Here is a 17,668-nt window from a genome sequence, read left to right as displayed (position 1 = left end):
AAATAACATGAGAATTTAAAAATTAAGGTTTGGATTTTCGGTTTATAGTATACTGACAGGGATAGTAAAGTTGATGCGGTGGCTAACCTTAAGAAAAGAGGTGATGCCTATGTTGATCTGTGGCTTTCTCCTAGAAAGGAATAAGCATGTCTGTGTTTGAGGCATTGATGTTTGCATTGTCGTTTGCAACATTGGTCTTGATCGTCAGCGACAAAGACAACAAAAAATAACCGCTCCTTAAACTTTGGCGAGTTTAACGGTTATTTTCTGTAACTAACCAAGCTAGCCACCAGTAAAACGGTGCTATCTGAAGAGAGGGTTGTTGATACAACGCTCTCTTTTCAGAGTTATGATACCATAACGAGTATATAAAAGCGAGTTCATTTTCTTCCGGCTTATTGGAAAAAGACTGGCTATAATTGTTTTTATTTGACTTGGAGTTGACTCAAGGGGATATACTAGAAGCAATTAATCTAAGGAGTGGAAGCTATGAAAGCAACAGTATTTTTAGAGCCAGGGAAAATGGCTATCAAAGAAATGCCTAAGCCAGAATTGAATCAAGAGAACGAAGCAATCATTCGTGTGGTACGTGCAAGTGTATGTGGTTCTGATTTATGGTGGTATCGTGGTATCTCTAAAAAAGAAGCAGGATCTGCTGCGGGACATGAAGCGATTGGTATCGTAGAAGAAGTAGCAGAAGATGTTACAAACGTTGAACCGGGTGATTTTGTTATTGTGCCTTTTACCCATGGTTGTGGGGAATGTGAGGCCTGTTTAGCTGGGTTTGATGGTGATTGTTTATCAGATACTTCAGGTTCAACAGGGTATCAGGCAGAGTATATTCGCTATCGCAATGCGAATTGGGGGTTAGTAAAAATCCCTGGTAAACCAGAAGATTATTCCGATGATATGTTAAATTCTTTTGTTACGTTGGCAGATGTTATGGCAACGGGCTATCATGCAGCAGTGAGTGCTGAGGTGAAAGAAGGAGATACAGTTGTTGTGATCGGAGATGGAGCTGTAGGGTTATGTGGAGTCATTGGAGCAAAATTGTTAGGCGCATCAAAAATCATTGCGATGAGTCGACATGAAGACCGTCAACAGCTAGCTTTGACATTTGGAGCAACGGATATCATTGCGGCTCGTGGAGAAGAAGCAATCGCTGAGGTCATGAAATTAACAGGTGCCGGCGCAGATGCAGTGTTAGAATGTGTAGGGACACAACAAGCAGTTGAAACGGCTGTAAAAGTAGGCCGACCAGGTGCGGTTGTTGGACGTGTTGGCGTCCCTCACGTAGATGAGTTGGATACGAACGCTTTGTTTTATCGTAATATCGGTTTACGTGGAGGGATTGCGGCTGTGACGACTCACGACCGAGCTGCACTATTAGAAGCAGTCTTATCAAATAAAATCGAACCAGGTAAAGTCTTTACGCAACAATTCGAGTTAGATCAAGTTCAAGCTGCTTATGAGGCAATGGATGAACGAAAAGCAATCAAATCACTGTTGGTCATCACATAGTTCTTGAGTTTGAATAGATCAGAGGTCAAGAAGCAATGCTACCATCTAATTACTCAATATAGTATCTTTCATTAACCTTGAAACCGTTTGTCAAACGGTTTCAATCATGATAAAATAAATGTAATTAGAGAAAAGGAGCGATGTGCCATGTGGTTGTTTTATTTGGATCAAGTATTTTTAAACAATTAATTGAATCGTTTAAAAATAACTTGTAAATGACAATTCACGGGAACTTTGCTTTTTTTCTATGCTTTTTTAGTATGGACAAAATTCTTGAAGAAGCAGTCTTTCACAGGCTGCTTCTTTTTTGTGTTTCCGTTAGAAGGATGTTCATTTGCACAAAAGGAGTGCAAACAATGGAAGCATTAGCAATGCTATTAAAAGAGATTGAGATTACGTATAACGGAAAAGAAGTATTAACAATCAATGAGCAAGCGATTTATGAGAATGCGCGGATCGGTATCGTCGGAGATAATGGTAGCGGGAAATCGACGTTACTTAAATTATTAGCTGGAGAAATCCTACCAGAAAAAGGAAGAGTAGATCGAAGGATTGATTTTAAATATTTTGCACAGATCGATACCGTTGGTCAGCATCTAGTCGAAGAAATCGATTTTGAGTTACTCAGCCGTTTCCGAGTTCCCAATCAAATGGCTCACTTTAGTGGTGGTGAAGAAACGAAATATCGTTTGGCACAAGTATTATCTACGTACACGACAGGTTTGTTGTTAGATGAACCAACCACTCATTTAGATCAACGAAGCGTGCAAATGTTGATTGAAGAACTTCGGTATTATTATGGAACCTTAGTTTTTGTTAGCCATGATCGCTTATTTCTCAATGAATTAGCTGACAAAATATGGGAAGTATCGGGACATACGATCAAAGAATATACAGGGAATTATGATGATTATGTAAAGCAAAAAGAACAAGAAGTAATTGCTCAAGAAAGAGCGCATGATGACTATTTGAGAGAACGTAAAAAATTAGAAAATAGCATGATCAAAAAAGAGCAACAAGCCAAAAAAATGGCACAATCTTCCAATCAAAAAAGCAGAAGTAATAAAAACAGTCGGAAACCTGATCGTTTGTCAGGAACAAAACAAAAAGAAAGTGGTCAAAAAGGGATAATGAAAGCGGCGAAGTCAATGGAGAAACGTTTAGAAAAATTAACGGAAGTCGCAAGAGTACAAAAAAAGCATCCGATTTATTTCCCGCAGTCAGAAACAACTGTTTTACACAATAAGTTCCCAGTCGTAGGTGAATCAGTGACGATCCATTATGATGAAAAAATCCTGCTTGATGAAGTTAACTTTGCCTTCGCACTAGGGAAAAATATCGCGATTATTGGATCGAATGGCAGTGGGAAATCTAGTTTATTACGACACATCTTACAGCAAAAAAATGGAGTGAAGCTTAGTCCCAAAGTTACTTTTGCTGTCTATGAGCAAAGGGATTATCACTATGTTGAGGATCTGACCGTCCTACAGTATTTGATGCGTCAGACCGAATATCCAGAAAGTTTGATCCGAAGTATGCTACACCATTTAAGCTTTTCACCGGAGGCTATCCAACAATCAGTTTGTTCGTTAAGTGGAGGAGAAGCTACACGGCTGTCACTAGCAACCTTGTTTGCTAAGCCTTCCAACGTATTGATTCTAGATGAACCGACTAATTTTATTGATCTGCGGACAATGAATGCGCTAGAGTATTTTTTGAAACAATATCATGGAACTGTTTTGTTTACCTCGCATGACCCTTATTTTGTTCAACAAGTGGCAGATCAAGTCTATGAAATAAAGGATCGAAAACTGATTCGACGAGATTGAATCAGCGTAAAACGAGCTTGCTATTGTTGCTAAGTGAGAGTTAAAGGGAGTGCCAAAATAGGCAACTGAATAAGCAGTGAAATCCGGAAATCGTTTTTCCTATTTTGGGATTTCGCTGTTTCTTTTTGCAAGATTTTTTTCTGGTGACTTACTTTTTTTATTTTAATTTTAATACACGGCTGCGTCGTTGACTCTGTTCGGTCCATCAAAATGGAAAAAGCACGAGTCAAATTGGGCTGAAGTGTGATAGCGTTTCCAGTAAAAAGTCATTATAGTTGAAATGGGGGGACGGGAATGATCAATTACCGCTTGAGTTATCTGTTTGAGGAAACGAACAGACAAAAATTGATAAGACTGACGAACTTGGAGGAAGAGACTCTAAAAATAGAATTAACAAAAATCAATCATTTTTGTGAAAAAAAGCTAGGGCAAAAAATAAATATCTCTGGAGAGGAGATACTGGTTCCAGAGGCGATTCGACGACGATGGTCTGAAGTCCTCTTCGAAGTGTCAAAACAGGAACTATATTTTTCTGAAGAGGAAAGACAAGCCATGATCTATCTTCTTGCTTTTTCGATGGTTGATGACTTATCTGTTTATTATTTTCAAGAATTATTCAATGTAAGTAAGAATACAGTTTTAAAAGATGTCAGAAATTTAAGAATGAAACTCCAAGAGGAAGACATTCGACTGATTTATTCGAGAAAAAAAGGCTTCTACATAGATGGCGCTGAACTTGATGTTCGCCGCGTAGCTTATTCAACTGTGGGAGTACTAACAGACACCAAGAACGGCCACTGGTTACTTTTTGAAGGGATCTATGGCATTTCTAGAACGAATTATGTTGTGGTGAGAGACCGCCTACTTCGTATTTTAGAGGAATTTGATTTAATCATCGTTCCTAGTCGTTTTGAGGAAATGTTGTATTTTATTAGTTTTTTATTGTCACGGATCACAAAAAAAGCAGTTTTTCTAACTGAAAAAGATAAAGAGATGCTGACCTCTTTGAATGTCTATCAAGCAAGCAAAAAATTTTTAACAGATTTTGGTCAAATCAAAAATCAAGTAGAAAAAGAATGCTATTTGACTGTGCTGTTAAAAACTGTTTTACAAGGCGATATCGAGGATCACTCTGTAGAAATTTTATTGGAATGTGCAAGAGAGGTCATCCATGAGATGGAACGTTTATCCGCTGTCCGGTTTGTTGACTATCGGAAATTATTGATGAATTTCTTTTATCATCTTGTTCCCGCTTATTTTCGTATCCGCTATCGATTCACATTGAATAATGTGTTGATCGATGAAATCAAAACCCAATATCGAGAATTATTTGAATTGACTCGTTTAGCGCTTTATCCACTCAAACAATTAGTTGGCGAGATTCCGGATACAGAAATTGGTTATTTTACGATTTTATTTGGTGGAGAGATCAGAAAACAAAAGGAGCGACATCATTACCAACGATTAAAGGCGATGATCGTCTGCCCGAGTGGCATCAGCTCTGGCTTGATCATGGAATCGGAATTACAAGAGCTATTTCCACAAATCGAATTTTTGCCAGCACGATCAACAGAAGAATATCAGATGCTTCGTTTTTCGGAAGACATTGATATGGTGTTTTCCAGTGTCCCACTAAAAACACCGGTGACCAGTTATGTTGTGAAACCCATCATGACTCCTTTAGAAAAAAATGAATTAGTTAAAAAGGTCCAACAAGCATTTTATGTTTCAGAAAGAGGTGTGCATTCGATCGAAGAAATTTTGGAAGTGATTTTTCCATATATTGATTTGAAAGAGGGAATGACAAAGAGGAAACTGCGACAGATCGTCGAGAGAAAAATAAACAAAGAATTGAACAGAAGGGAAGATCAACGGCCGATGTTATCAGAATTATTAACAAAAGAAACCATACAATTTACGGACAAACAACTGACATGGCAAGAAGCCATCACCGAGGCAGCTCAGCCTTTGTTAACGACCAATAAAATCGAAGAAAAGTATGTGGGGGCGATGATCGAAAAGGTCATGGAACATGGGCCCTTTATCCATATCGGAAAAGGAATTGCTTTGCCTCATGCACGACCAGAAGATGGAGTGAAAGAAATTGGGATGTCATTACTGAAGGTAACTGATCCAGTCTTATTGAGCGACGATGAAAAGCATCCCATCCAATTATTTATCTGTTTAGCAGCAGTGGACAACGAGATGCACTTGAAAGCTTTAGCTAGCTTGACGAAAATTTTGTCGAATAAAGAACGTTTAGCGTCATTACTCGAAGCGAAAGATGTAGAAGAAATCATCCATGTAATCAAAGAAGGGGAAGATGAAAAATGAAATTTGCAGCAGTATGTGGTTCAGGATTAGGATCCAGTTTTATGGTGGAGATGAATATCAATTCAGTATTAAATGATCTAGGGGTAAGTGGAGTGGAAGTTGCTCATTACGATCTAGGAAGTGCAGCACCAGAATTAGCAGATGTCTTTTTTATCGGTAGAGATTTAGCAGATAGCGCACAACATTTAGGTGAAATCGTCGTGTTAGAGAGTATCATCGATCTAGATGAATTGAAAGAAAAAGTAGCGGAGACATGTAGACAAAAAGGATTACTATAAAAAATTTTTTTGGGGGAGGAAAAATAAATGAATAGTATTTTAGATCTATTGATCGATATTGCGAGTACACCAGCAATCTTAGTGGCATTGATTGCTGTATTGGGGAATATGTTGCAGAAAAAAGATGTGGCAACGACTGTTAAAGGCGGAATCAAGACCTTTGTAGGATTTCTGGTTGTGACAGCTGGTGCAGGGGTCATAGAAAGTTCGTTGGCGCCATTTGGAGAAATGTTTCAAGTCGCATTCAATATGCAAGGAGTTGTTCCTAATAACGAAGCGATAGTAGCGTTAGCTCTAACTACCTATGGAACATATACAGCACTTATTATGTTAGCGGGGATGGCATTCAATATTTTGATTGCGAGAATCACTCGGTACAAATACATTTATTTGACAGGGCATGCAACGTTATACATGGCATGTATGATTGCAGTCATTTTAAGTGTAACAGGAATGAGTACGTTTAGTCTGATTTTATTCGGTGGGTTAGCGCTAGGCATCTGTAATACGATTTTTCCAGCAATCGCACAACCGTTTACACGTCAAATCACAAAAAATGACTCTGTAGCTTTAGGTCATACAGGGAACTTTGGCTACGCATTGAGTGGCTTGATCGGTAAATATGTTGGAAATAAAGAAAAATCAACAGAAGACATCAATTTTCCTAAAGGGTTAGCTTTTTTACGTGACTCAACAGTAAGTATCACGATTACGATGGCAATCGTCTATGTGATCGTTGCGTTGTTTGCCGGAAGTGACTATATTACTACCACATTGAGCGATGGCACGAATTATATTATTTATGCGTTACAACAAGCGGGTTCATTTGCCGCAGGTGTTTTTGTGATCTTAGCCGGTGTACGTTTGATTTTAGCTGAAATCGTTCCTGCATTTAAAGGAATTTCTGAAAAATTAGTACCGAATTCGATTCCAGCGTTGGATTGTCCAATCGTGTTCCCTTATGCACCAAATGCCGTATTGATTGGCTTTTTAACAAGTTTTGTTGGTGGATTAGTTAGTTTGGTGATTATGGTCTTTACCGGGACAACAGTGATCATTCCTGGCGTAGTTCCTCATTTCTTCTGTGGCGCGACAGCCGGTGTTTATGGAAATGCCACTGGGGGCGTACGTGGCGCGGTCATCGGTTCCTTTATCCACGGGATCATCATTAGTTTCATGCCGATCTTGTTGATGCCAGTAATGGGCGATCTCGGGTTCCAAGGTTCGACTTTCTCAGATACAGATTATGGTGTTTCAGGAATCTTTTTAGGAAACTTAGCAAATATGGGCGGACAAATTGCAGTTATTTCTGGTGTGGTCGCTGTGCTTGCTGTTTTGATCGGTTTGACACTTTTAAAGAAAAGTAAAAAATCAGATACAGTCGCAGAGTAAGGGGGGATCATTTTGACCATCAAGGAAGAGCAGCTAAAAGAACTGGAATTATTAGCCACTAAAATACGATTAGATACATTAATCAGTATCAAACATATGGGGCAAGGGCATTTAGGTGGTTCATTTTCGATCGTTGAGTTGTTAGCCGTCTTATACGGTAAGCAGATGAAGGTCGATCCTAAAAATCCACAATGGGAAGAACGCGATCGGTTGGTCTTATCTAAAGGACACGCAGGAGCTGGGTTATACAGTGCTTTAGCAAATGTTGGTTATTTTGACAAAGAATGGTTACTGACGATCAATGAAGGTGGAACAAGACTGCCTTCTCATCCGGATCGCCAAAAAACACCTGGTGTTGATGCAACTACGGGTTCTTTAGGTCAAGGGACTTCAATAGCTGCGGGGATCGCTACAGGTTTTAAGCAGGCTAACAAAGACAACTATGTGTACTTGATCGTGGGAGATGGAGAGTTGAATGAAGGCCAGTGTTGGGAAGCATTCCAATATATCGCTCATTTTAAATTAAATCATTGTATCGTGATCATCGATGATAATAAAAAGCAATTAGATGGAGAAACAAAGGACATCCTTGACCCGTTCGATTTACAGAAAAAAATGGAAGCATTCGGTTTCTATACCTTAAAAGTAAAAGGTTCCGATATACAAGCGATTGATGCTGCAATCAACAAATGTAAAGAAGTGACTGATCAAGCAGTTTGTCTTGTACTTGATAGCGTGAAGGGACAAGGGGTTCCATATTTTGAAACTTTAGGCGCGAATCATTCCGTAAAATTCAATACGGAACAAGTCAATCAAGCAGCAGATCAAGCAATCCGAACATTAGAAGAAAAAATCGAGAGGATGCGATAAGGGATGTTCCATTTAACTAAATCGACAGCGATCGAAAAAGAATTACGAACTTGTGTCGTGGAAACCATCAATGAATTGATGGAAAAAGACGAGAAAGTCATTGCGTTAGATGCTGATCTAGGATCTGCAAGTGGTTGGACAGCGATTGGAAAGGAACACCCTGACCGCTTTATCAATATGGGAATTGCCGAAGCCAATATGGTTGGCGTCGCAGCAGGATTAAGTTTGACGGGGTACACACCATTTATCCATACTTTTGGTCCATTTGCGACACGCCGGGTATTTGATCAACTGTTTATTTCAGGTGGCTACGGCGGGAATACCATCAATATTTATGGTTCAGATCCGGGATTTGCTGCAGGGCACAATGGGGGAACTCATACGACTTGGGAGGACGTGGCCTTAATGAAAGCCATCCCTCATTCCGTAGTATGTGATGCGGCAGATGACGTACAAATGGCATGGATCATCAAAGAATTTCATCAAATGTCAGGAATCCATTATGTACGAGGAAATCGTAAAGGCGTCACGCCTGTTTATGAGAAAGGTTCAACATTTGTATTAGGCAAAGGAAATGTTTTGCGTAAAGGGACGGATTATCTGCTGATTGCAACAGGGCAACTCGTTTCTGAAACATTGCAAGTAGCCGAACAATTGATGGAAGAAGGAATCAGCTGTGAAGTGATCGATATGTTTACCATCAAACCGATTGATCGAGAGTTGATCCTCAGTGAAGCAATTGGTAAGAAAAAAATCGTAACCATTGAGAATCACTCGATTACTGGCGGTTTAGGTAGTTCAGTCGCTGAAGTTCTTGCAGAAGAAGGGATTGGCGTTCCTCTGAAACGAATCGGTGTCAATGAACGTTTTGGTCAAGTTGGCACACCAGATTTCTTGCAACAAGAATTTGGGTTGGATGTTGCGGGGATCAAAAAGCAGATGATGGAATAAGTCAGCGTATTGACTACGATTATTTGATAGCGAAAAGGAGTAATGAGAGGGTAACCCTTTTTTACTCCTTTTTTGAGTGGGTGATCTATTAGTAGTACAATGGATTTTTATAGGATAAATATGTTGTCTTATGTTATAAATGTGAGGAGATGAAGAATGTTGATTAACGAATTAGGAGATGATATATGAATGTCTACAGCTTTTCTAATTAGAAAGAAACATGTACATATTTTTTATGATTTGTTATTTAAAGATAAAATGGATTTCTAGTTAGAGCAAAGAAATTTTTATTGATCGATTATGGAAACAAAAAGAGAAATCCGATCAATAAACACTAGATGGAGGAACAGAAATTGTCGAAATCAATAAAAAATATCCTTATAGTAGGAGTAGGTGTGGCTATGTATTTATTTACTGCATATGTCTATCGCCATGTGAGCGTGTTTGCAGAGCCTTTGGATCAAATTGTATCAATCGGATTCTACCATTGTTCAAGGGTTTGCTAATTTGATGATCTTCCTATTATTTACTCCTGCACTGAGAATCATTAGTCTTCTTATCTGCTTGGTTTTACTAGTTGTTGTCAATAAAAAAAGAAAGAAGGATCAGTCTGCTGTTTAAGGAAATTAGTCCGGCAGTGTGTATCATTTATAATTTAACAGAAATAATTAGAGAATTGTAGGTGTTTCAAGTAACCGATGATTCTCTTTTTTATACAGTTGAAAAACAATATATTTTTATGTTTAATAATAAAAATAAAAAACATGAAAAAATTCATAGTAAATTTACTTTTAATTGTGCGTGAAAAAGCAAGAAAGCCTATAAAATAAGTGCTTTTTATTATAATTAACGCACTTATTAAATAAAAAATAAATAGTGTTGTATTACCACTCAAAATAAATTTACTAAATAAAAACATGGCATACTGTGTTCAACAAATCGATTTGTATCAAACAAAAAAACAAAAAGGGGAACAAAAAAATGAAAGTGTTCACAAAATTATTTTTAGGAGCATTTGTAGCAACGACGTTAGGAGTAGTCGGAGGAAGTCAAACAGTCTCGGCAGATTTGGATCAAAACATACCAGGTTCTAATGTTGCGGACACCTTTAAAAATCAAGTGGTGAGAATTGAAAGTGCAATGGATTTGGGAAGGGCGTTGGATTGGGATCAATCTAATCTTGACCAAGTAATCATGTACAATAATACTGGCTCATGGAATCAAAAATGGAATATGTTTTATGATTCTAGTGCTGATACATATACTATCTCAACTGATCCTCACCAGATCAACGGCTATATCAGATCAGCAGAATTGGCTGTATCTGACAAAGTTTTTGATAGTCAAGGAAATCCAAAGATTGCTACGACTGGATTAAAAGTAAATTGGAAACTGTACAGAGTAGGCGATGCTGTGGGTGCTGGTGTTTATGTTTTAAAAAATGCTGAATCAGGTAAAGTATTGGATCTGGAAAATGGTAGCCCGTACGACACGAAAGGCCTAGTCGCACGTGAAGGATAGGGTACTGGAACTGCTAGTCAACGATTTATTCTTAGAGTAGTAGGTAACCTTTGATCCTTCGCTAGCTGTATTTCATTTAAATCGAAGAAAAACGAAAAAAGACAAAAACAAAAAAGGGGAATAAAAAATGAAAGTGTTCACAAAGTTAATGGTAGGAGCGTTTGTAGTAACGACATTAGGAGTAGTAGGAGGAAATCAAACAGTCTCGGCAGGCATAGAAGAAAATATACCAGGATCTAATGTTGCTAACTACTTTAACAACAAAGTTGTAAAGATTCAAAGTGAAATGAATAGAGGAATGGTATTGGATTGGGATCAAAGCAATTTAGACCAAGTGATTATATATAATAGTGCTAACTCATGGAATCAAAAATGGAATATGTTTTATAATTTTGCTACTGAGACGTACACTCTCTCAACTGATCCTCATCAGTTCAACGGGTTTATCAAATCAGCCATCCTTATCTGTATCCGAAAAATCTTTTGATAGCAAAGGAAATCCAAGAATTGCAACGACAGGTCTAAATTCAAATTGGCGATTGTATAAAGTAGGTGTAGATGAACTTTTAGGTGATGGACTTTTTGTATTACAAAATACTGAAACAGGTAAAGTACTGGATATTGAAAATGGGGCTCCTTCACAAGGTCAGAAATTAGTTGCTACCGAAGGAGAGGGTCGTGGTACGTCAAGTCAAAGGTTCCGTATTCATATTGTAGGAAATGTTTAACCATATACAATATATTTGATTTGAAAAAATAGTAAAAAAGACATAAAACAGTTTACCTTGTTTTGTGTCTTTTTATTTTGTGTGATACACACATCTATTATTTAATTTGAAAGCAAAGATAAATGGCTATTTCCGGAATGAAGTTGTGGATTCGTTGCTTGCAATGGATGGCTTTCAAACAGCTGATAGCTGTCTTCTTTTCCTTGACAGATCGCCATGATTTGGCGAACACTGTTCATGCCTTCAACTAATACTCCAAAATTTTGTTCACGATTATAATTATAAACAACAGCAGATGGATGTTTCTTTATTCCCATTTCACGGGCCATTTTTTGGTCTGAGAAAAATGCTTCTTTGACAAATTCAGATTGGCGATCTTCTTTGAACATGTTTAGATCTCCAATTTCTGAAAAAATCGATTCAGAAAGCTGTTGAGAATATGGAATTTTTTTACAACTGACTGCTTCTTGTAAACGGCTAAGAAATTGTCTTCCTTTTTTCTTTCCTTGAAAATGCGCAGCTTTGCAATCTAATGCGGCTGAATAAGTAATGGAAAATAGTTTGTTGCGCTCTTCAAGATTAGTTTGAGAAATCCCGTTAGTCTGCATGACATCCCCGATTGTCTGCAAGTTAACTAGTGGTAGAAAACGAAATTGTACTTTGTCTTTCGGCTTCTTTCCATATTCCTCATCAATAAATTGAACGAGCTGTTGCTCTAAATGAAAGCAGTTTTTCCCCAATGGATTAACAAAAAAATAGATTTCGATCATACGAATCTCCCCCAAATTAGATTCTATGCAAATCATGAATAATATTCACAACGTATAACTTACCAGAAAATCCCGAAAAAATGAACTCATGAGCCTTATGAAAATGATAGAGTTCTAATTTTTGGCCTCAAACATTCGTTGGATTTTATTTTTTGAAGGATGATAAGGAATTCCTTGACGTTGAAGGAAGCGCTCAAATGCTACTTTTCCACTGGCAGCATCAGTGACTTCTAATTCTAATTCATAGTCGTGAAGTTGTTCCCCCCAACTTTCGTCAATGGCTAACAAGCCTTCATCAATAGGAAATTCAACACGCTTAGTCGTCAGTTCTCCGATTTCGAACAATTGATTGGAGTCGATCGATAGCTCATGAAGTTTTTCTAAAACAGCGCCCGTTCGTGGCAGTGTCTGATCCTCGATCATTTTAGTGGCTTCTTGGAGCGTATAGGTGTCTGTTGTTTCCAATTTTCCTTCTGCAGCTGGCGTTTTTAACGTGTACTCCGCATAGGTATCTAATAAGCGGATACGTAAGCCACAACCACGCTGTTTTAATTGGAAATCAGGCGTGTCATAATAAATATTGGTTTGGATATGGAAGGATTCCGTTGTAAGTTGATAGTGCGAAAGCAAACGCGTGTAATCTTCCTTAGCTAGCAATGTTTTAAATTCGATCTCTAACATTTCAGTCATTGGCTTCGCCCCTTTTCTTTTATTTTGCCTAATTTTTTGTTTTTGGTCAACTTCAAAGACAGAAGGTGCAAAAAAACTATGTTTATATGTTAGAATATCTATGAATGTTAACAAAGTAGAGGTATAGATTATGGAACGAGACTGGGAAGAGTTTTTAGCACCTTACGAACAAACAGTATCAGAATTAAAAGTAAAACTAAGAGGAATACGTAAACAATTTAGAGAACAAAATCGCCATGTCCCAATCGAGTTTGTGACGGGGCGGGTCAAACCGGTAGAAAGCATCGTTACCAAGTCTCAATTGCGTCATATCCCAATGGCGCGTTTAGAGGAAGAAATGTCAGACATTGCTGGGCTAAGAATCATGTGTCAATTTGTAGAAGATATCCATCAGGTGGTTGAGATCATCCGTAACCGAAAAGACATGAAAGTATTACAAGAGCGAGATTATATCACCAATAAAAAAGCGAGTGGGTATCGCTCGTATCATTTAGTGATCGAATATCCAGTCCAATTGATCAGTGGTGAAAAGAAAATTTTAGCAGAAATTCAAATTCGAACGTTAGCGATGAACTTTTGGGCAACGATCGAACATTCGTTGAATTATAAATATCAAGGTGTATTTCCGGAAGAAATGAGTGAACGATTACAACGTGCAGCGGAAGCCGCGTATCAACTCGACGAAGAAATGTCGAATATTCGTGAAGAAATCCAAGAAGCACAACGGTTATTCTCACATGGCAGAGGCAAATCTGAAGATGCCTATTATCGCTCATTGATCAATCAAGAGAATAAACATGAGGAGGCAAAAGATGAAGGTAGCGATCGTTCATAACAAGGAGCCCAAAACATTAGCAGTCACCGAACGATTGAAAAATCTTTTGGCTCAAGCAAATATCAAAATCGACGATCAACAGCCAGAGTTAGTGATTTCAGTTGGTGGGGATGGGACGCTATTAGCAGCGTTCCATCAATTTAGCCATGCTTTGAACGATGTGCGTTTTTTAGGCGTCCATACAGGGCATCTAGGCTTTTATACGGACTGGCGGGACTATGAATTAGAAGAACTAGTCGATAGCCTGAAAACTAATCGTGAGCAAAGTGTCAGCTACCCGTTGCTGGACGTTCGAATCAGCTATTTAGATGATAAGCCTGATCAACATTTTTTTGCTTTGAACGAGTCGACAATCAAGCGTTCTAACCGAACGATGGTAGCAGATGTGTATATCAAAAACGAACTATTTGAAAGCTTCCGTGGTGATGGTTTGGCATTATCTACGCCTACCGGATCGACTGCTTATAATAAGAGTGTTGGTGGGGCTGTGATCCATCCAAGTATCAATGCATTTCAATTAGCAGAGATTGCTTCATTGAATAACCGCGTTTTTCGTACGCTAGGTGCGCCGATGGTCATTGCTCAAGATGAATGGGTGGAAATTCGTTTAGAGAATACCGCAGATTATTTGGTGACGATTGATCAATTGGACGTTTCAAAAAATAATATACGAGCCATTTATTATCGGATTGCAGAAGAAAGAATCCACTTTGCTTCTTATCGACATATGCATTTTTGGCACCGTGTGAAAGATGCCTTTATTGGTGAGGTTTAGTAATGGAGTTTACATGGATCTATGAAAAAGAGCAAGCGCAACAAGTAAAATATTTTTTAAAAGAAAAAGGGATCTCCAAAGGGCTACTAGCGAAAATCAAGTTTCAAGGCGGCACGATCATGGTCAATGATCAGGTTGAGAACGTCTTGTTTTCTTTGGCTCAAAATGATAAGGTAACCATTGTGATTCCAGCAGAAGGCGAGCATGAAACGGTTCTTTTAGACGAAACACCGATCGAGATCGTTTATGAAGATGAACACCTCTTAGTCGTCAATAAACCAGCTGGAGTATCCTCGATACCGGCACAATACCATCCTACCGGTACGATGGCGAATCGAGTGAAAGCTTATTATAAACAACAAGGCTATGAAAATCAGGTGATCCACGTAGTGACTAGACTAGATCGAGATACTTCAGGATTGATGCTTTTTGCAAAGCATGGTTTTGCGCATGCAAAATTGGACGTACAGCTTCGCGAAAAGAAGTTCGTCAAAAAATATCAAGCCTTGGTCAGTGGCGATGTGGCTACGTTGAAAGCGCATGGGCAGATCGATTTACCAATTGCTCGTGATATGACATCATTATTAAAACGTAAAGTTTCTTCTACGGGGAAAAGTGCGCAAACGGAATACTGGTTAGAAAACAGATCAGCAGAGATTGCACTCGTTGATATCCAATTGCATACGGGGCGCACGCATCAGATCAGAGTGCATTTTTCTGCGATCGGGTGTCCTCTTTTAGGCGATGACATGTATGGGGGAAGGATGGATCAAGACATAGCTAGACAGGCGTTGCATTGTTATGACTTACAGTTCTATCATCCGTTTACAGAAAAATTATTAGCATTCAAACAGCCTTTAGCAAAAGATATGGCAACAATAGTGAAACGATTTGAAGATTAAGGTGAGGTGAGATTGGTTTGGACGAAAATCAAGAATTAGAGGAAAGATTTGCCCAGTTAGCTCAAGATCTAAGAGAAAACAATATTCAAGATTTTAGAAATAACTTCTTGGAGATGCATATCTACGAACAGGGGCAATTCTATCAATCCCTTAAGGAAGCAGATCGTCAACAGATTTATACCTATCTTTCGCCAAAGGAATTGGCGGATATGTTCGATGTCATTGAAGAAGATAACGAATATATGAAGGAATATTTAGCAGAAATGCGTCCTAGTTATGCTGCGGAAATGCTCTCAGAGATGTATACCGATAACGCGGTCGATTTGTTGAATACATTAGATAAGAAACAAGTGGCGAAATATCTTAGCTTGATGGCAGCAGAAGATGCGAGCGAGATCAAAGACCTCTTGCATTATGAAGATGAAACGGCTGGGGCGATCATGACGACCGAATTTATTTCGATCGTTGCGAACCAAACCGTTCGTTCGGCGATGTATGTCTTGAAAAATGAAGCAGATGTGGCAGAAACGATCTATTACATTTATGTAGTCAATCAGGACAATCAACTTGTTGGGGTTATCTCGTTGCGTGATTTGATCGTCAATGATGATGATGCGATGATCTCTGATTTGATGAGTGAACGGGTATTATCTGTTCACGTAGGCGATGACCAAGAAGATGTGGCACAAACTTTCCGTGACTACGACTTTCTTGCGTTGCCTGTCACGGATTATGATGATCATTTATTAGGGATCGTGACTGTCGATGATATCATTGACGTTATCGATGATGAAGCCGCGAGTGACTATTCTGGATTGGCGGGGGTCAACGTCGAAGAAATCAATGAGAATCCAGTAAAATCAGCTTCTCGCCGCTTACCTTGGTTGATCACTTTATTATTTTTAGGTATGTCAACTGCCTCTTTGATCAGTCATTATGAAGAATTGGTCAGTGAAGCAAGTATTTTAGCTGTCTTTATTTCTTTGATCACAGGGACGGCTGGAAACGCCGGTACACAATCGTTAGCGGTCGCTGTACGTCGCCTAGCGATTTCAGATGAAAAAGATCAGGGCTTTGTTCGGTTGATCGTGGCGGAAGTATTGACGGGTTTAGTGACCGGCGCTGTGACTGGCCTAACGATCTTCTTGATCGTAGGATTTTGGAAGCAGAACTTTATTCTAGGCTTTGTTATTGGTATTGCGATGCTATTTGCGATCACAGTGGCAAATCTTGCGGGAAGTTTGATCCCGATGTTGATGGATCGTTTAGGCTTTGACCCTGCCGTTGCCAGCGGGCCATTTATTACGACCTTGAGTGACTTGACCAGTGTATTGATCTATTTCAATATCGCTTCGTTGTTTATGGGGTATTTTATGTAAGATAATAGAGCTAAAATAGTGTCTGGGACATTAGTCCTCTGTACCACCTAAAACCGAATAAACGGCGGGAACAGAAGTAACCTCTTCGGAAATAAGGCGCCATCCACAAAAATTTGAAGAACAATTTTCGTGGATGGCGCCTTATTTCTCGAGGCTGAACACTTCTGTCCCGACCTCTTATTTTTGTTTATTCAGATAAAGGAACGATTTTGGTGCCGTGGACTTCGTGGACTCCTAAAGCATCAGCAACTACTTGTGCATTTTCTGAAGTGATACCACCACCAGGTAAAATGATGATTCGACCGTCTGCATGAGCGATCAACTGTTTTAAGTGTGCAAAATTATCTTCGATGTTTGTACCGGCAACACCGCCATGTGTCAAGATACGATGAACGCCATGTTCAACCAACCAATCGATGGCTTCGTATTGACGTTCTTGAGGAATCGCATCAAACGCCATGTGGAAGGTGATCTGTAGGCCTTCTGCGGAGTCGATCAAGACTTCCAGTGCTTCTTCATCTAACCAACCAGAAGGAGTCAAGCAACCGATCACTACACCATCAGTTCCTAGTTTTTTGGCTTCAATCAAGTCAGTGTGCATGATTTTCAATTCGATATCATTATAAACAAAATCGCCACCACGTGGTCGGATGATCGTCATGACAGGTACACTTTTTTCATTAGCGTAGCTCAATACTTCTTCAATGACACCAGTACTTGGTGTAGTGCCACCTACTGCTAGGTTGTCACATAATTCGATCCGATTGGCTCCATTTGCGATGGCTAACGGGATCGATGTATAATTCTCCGCACAAAATTCTTTGATCATATTCTTGCTCCTTTATTATGTCTACTTTTGTTGAAATTATACCATAGTTTTTACAGTTGCTAAA

General features: G+C 39.0%; 17 protein-coding genes. 14 read left to right on the top strand and 3 right to left on the bottom strand.

The window, feature by feature from the left end; all coding sequences use genetic code 11:
* The first annotated feature begins 489 nt into the window (after positions 1-489).
* The 10 genes from IGJ49_RS12825 (at position 490) to IGJ49_RS12780 (ending at position 11,424) form a co-directional block, all read left to right on the top strand.
* A complete protein-coding gene (locus IGJ49_RS12825; protein ID WP_023520418.1) occupies positions 490-1,521 on the top strand; it encodes a zinc-binding dehydrogenase in 1,032 nt (343 codons plus the stop codon).
* Positions 1,522-1,877: 356 nt separating this feature from the next.
* Positions 1,878-3,350, top strand: a complete 1,473-nt coding sequence (gene abc-f, locus IGJ49_RS12820; RefSeq protein ID WP_438723761.1) for a ribosomal protection-like ABC-F family protein — start codon at positions 1,878-1,880, stop codon at positions 3,348-3,350.
* 294 nt (positions 3,351-3,644) lie between these two features.
* Positions 3,645-5,684, top strand: a complete 2,040-nt coding sequence (locus IGJ49_RS12815) for a BglG family transcription antiterminator (protein WP_438723759.1) — start codon at positions 3,645-3,647, stop codon at positions 5,682-5,684.
* Positions 5,681-5,962 carry a PTS sugar transporter subunit IIB gene (locus IGJ49_RS12810; RefSeq protein ID WP_010734248.1) on the top strand — a complete coding sequence of 94 codons (282 nt, stop codon included), beginning with the start codon at positions 5,681-5,683 and terminating at the stop codon, positions 5,960-5,962. Before IGJ49_RS12815 ends, IGJ49_RS12810 begins: the two co-directional genes overlap by 4 nt.
* Before the next feature lie 27 nt (positions 5,963-5,989).
* Positions 5,990-7,354 carry a PTS ascorbate transporter subunit IIC gene (locus IGJ49_RS12805; protein ID WP_010734249.1) on the top strand — a complete coding sequence of 455 codons (1,365 nt, stop codon included), beginning with the start codon at positions 5,990-5,992 and terminating at the stop codon, positions 7,352-7,354.
* A gap of 12 nt (positions 7,355-7,366) precedes the next feature.
* Entirely contained in the window at positions 7,367-8,224 is an 858-nt protein-coding gene (locus IGJ49_RS12800; RefSeq protein WP_010734250.1) for a transketolase, read from the top strand.
* 3 nt (positions 8,225-8,227) lie between these two features.
* Positions 8,228-9,175, top strand: a complete 948-nt coding sequence (locus tag IGJ49_RS12795) for a transketolase family protein (protein ID WP_023520416.1) — start codon at positions 8,228-8,230, stop codon at positions 9,173-9,175.
* A gap of 981 nt (positions 9,176-10,156) precedes the next feature.
* Entirely contained in the window at positions 10,157-10,696 is a 540-nt protein-coding gene (locus IGJ49_RS12790; protein ID WP_023520414.1) for an RICIN domain-containing protein, read from the top strand.
* A gap of 127 nt (positions 10,697-10,823) precedes the next feature.
* Positions 10,824-11,183, top strand: coding sequence for a hypothetical protein (locus tag IGJ49_RS12785; protein ID WP_224434923.1), 360 nt, complete (start codon positions 10,824-10,826; stop codon positions 11,181-11,183).
* A 52-nt stretch (positions 11,184-11,235) separates the two neighbouring features.
* Entirely contained in the window at positions 11,236-11,424 is a 189-nt protein-coding gene (locus IGJ49_RS12780; protein WP_023520412.1) for an RICIN domain-containing protein, read from the top strand.
* A gap of 101 nt (positions 11,425-11,525) precedes the next feature.
* Here IGJ49_RS12780 and IGJ49_RS12775 read toward each other — a convergent pair whose 3' ends face one another.
* Positions 11,526-12,194 carry a DsbA family protein gene (locus IGJ49_RS12775; protein WP_023520411.1) on the bottom strand — a complete coding sequence of 223 codons (669 nt, stop codon included), beginning with the start codon at positions 12,192-12,194 and terminating at the stop codon, positions 11,526-11,528.
* A gap of 114 nt (positions 12,195-12,308) precedes the next feature.
* On the bottom strand, positions 12,309-12,884 hold the full coding sequence (locus tag IGJ49_RS12770; RefSeq protein WP_010734256.1) for a CYTH domain-containing protein: 576 nt from the start codon (positions 12,882-12,884) through the stop codon (positions 12,309-12,311).
* Positions 12,885-13,014: 130 nt separating this feature from the next.
* On the opposite strand from IGJ49_RS12770, the gene IGJ49_RS12765 reads away from it, so the two are divergent.
* Genes IGJ49_RS12765 through mgtE form a run of 4 tightly spaced genes read left to right on the top strand, consistent with a single transcriptional unit; the run spans position 13,015 to position 16,775 of the window.
* Positions 13,015-13,719, top strand: a complete 705-nt coding sequence (locus IGJ49_RS12765; protein WP_019722324.1) for a GTP pyrophosphokinase — start codon at positions 13,015-13,017, stop codon at positions 13,717-13,719.
* Complete coding sequence (locus tag IGJ49_RS12760) at positions 13,697-14,494, top strand: NAD kinase (protein WP_010734258.1); 798 nt, start codon at positions 13,697-13,699, stop codon at positions 14,492-14,494. The genes IGJ49_RS12765 and IGJ49_RS12760 overlap by 23 nt, the downstream gene beginning before the upstream one ends.
* Before the next feature lie 2 nt (positions 14,495-14,496).
* The gene (locus IGJ49_RS12755; RefSeq protein ID WP_010734259.1) at positions 14,497-15,396 is read left to right on the top strand and encodes an RluA family pseudouridine synthase; all 900 of its coding nucleotides are present in this window, start codon (positions 14,497-14,499) and stop codon (positions 15,394-15,396) included.
* A gap of 17 nt (positions 15,397-15,413) precedes the next feature.
* On the top strand, positions 15,414-16,775 hold the full coding sequence (mgtE, locus tag IGJ49_RS12750) for a magnesium transporter (RefSeq protein WP_010734260.1): 1,362 nt from the start codon (positions 15,414-15,416) through the stop codon (positions 16,773-16,775).
* A 187-nt stretch (positions 16,776-16,962) separates the two neighbouring features.
* On the opposite strand, the gene IGJ49_RS12745 is transcribed toward mgtE, so the two are convergent.
* The gene (locus IGJ49_RS12745) at positions 16,963-17,604 is read right to left on the bottom strand and encodes a copper homeostasis protein CutC (protein WP_023520410.1); all 642 of its coding nucleotides are present in this window, start codon (positions 17,602-17,604) and stop codon (positions 16,963-16,965) included.
* Positions 17,605-17,668 lie beyond the last annotated feature (64 nt).

The organism is Enterococcus sp. AZ171 (genome assembly GCF_051714005.1).
Lineage (GTDB): Bacteria > Bacillota > Bacilli > Lactobacillales > Enterococcaceae > Enterococcus_B > Enterococcus_B pernyi.
The sequence above is the reverse complement of the archived record's forward strand: the minus strand, read 5'-3'. Positions and strand labels throughout refer to the sequence as shown.

Bases quoted from the DNA above. Each gene is read 5' to 3' on its own strand.
- IGJ49_RS12770 (WP_010734256.1), bottom strand. From the start codon at position 12,884: ATGACTGAAATGTTAGAGATCGAATTTAAAACATTGCTAGCTAAGGAA.
- IGJ49_RS12805 (WP_010734249.1), top strand. From the start codon at position 5,990: ATGAATAGTATTTTAGATCTATTGATCGATATTGCGAGTACACCAGCA.
- IGJ49_RS12760 (WP_010734258.1), top strand. From the start codon at position 13,697: ATGAAGGTAGCGATCGTTCATAACAAGGAGCCCAAAACATTAGCAGTC.
- IGJ49_RS12810 (WP_010734248.1), top strand. From the start codon at position 5,681: ATGAAATTTGCAGCAGTATGTGGTTCAGGATTAGGATCCAGTTTTATG.
- IGJ49_RS12795 (WP_023520416.1), top strand. From the start codon at position 8,228: ATGTTCCATTTAACTAAATCGACAGCGATCGAAAAAGAATTACGAACT.
- IGJ49_RS12825 (WP_023520418.1), top strand. From the start codon at position 490: ATGAAAGCAACAGTATTTTTAGAGCCAGGGAAAATGGCTATCAAAGAA.
- IGJ49_RS12765 (WP_019722324.1), top strand. From the start codon at position 13,015: ATGGAACGAGACTGGGAAGAGTTTTTAGCACCTTACGAACAAACAGTA.
- IGJ49_RS12775 (WP_023520411.1), bottom strand. From the start codon at position 12,194: ATGATCGAAATCTATTTTTTTGTTAATCCATTGGGGAAAAACTGCTTT.
- abc-f (WP_438723761.1), top strand. From the start codon at position 1,878: ATGGAAGCATTAGCAATGCTATTAAAAGAGATTGAGATTACGTATAAC.
- IGJ49_RS12785 (WP_224434923.1), top strand. From the start codon at position 10,824: ATGAAAGTGTTCACAAAGTTAATGGTAGGAGCGTTTGTAGTAACGACA.
- IGJ49_RS12790 (WP_023520414.1), top strand. From the start codon at position 10,157: ATGAAAGTGTTCACAAAATTATTTTTAGGAGCATTTGTAGCAACGACG.
- IGJ49_RS12745 (WP_023520410.1), bottom strand. From the start codon at position 17,604: ATGATCAAAGAATTTTGTGCGGAGAATTATACATCGATCCCGTTAGCC.
- IGJ49_RS12755 (WP_010734259.1), top strand. From the start codon at position 14,497: ATGGAGTTTACATGGATCTATGAAAAAGAGCAAGCGCAACAAGTAAAA.
- IGJ49_RS12815 (WP_438723759.1), top strand. From the start codon at position 3,645: ATGATCAATTACCGCTTGAGTTATCTGTTTGAGGAAACGAACAGACAA.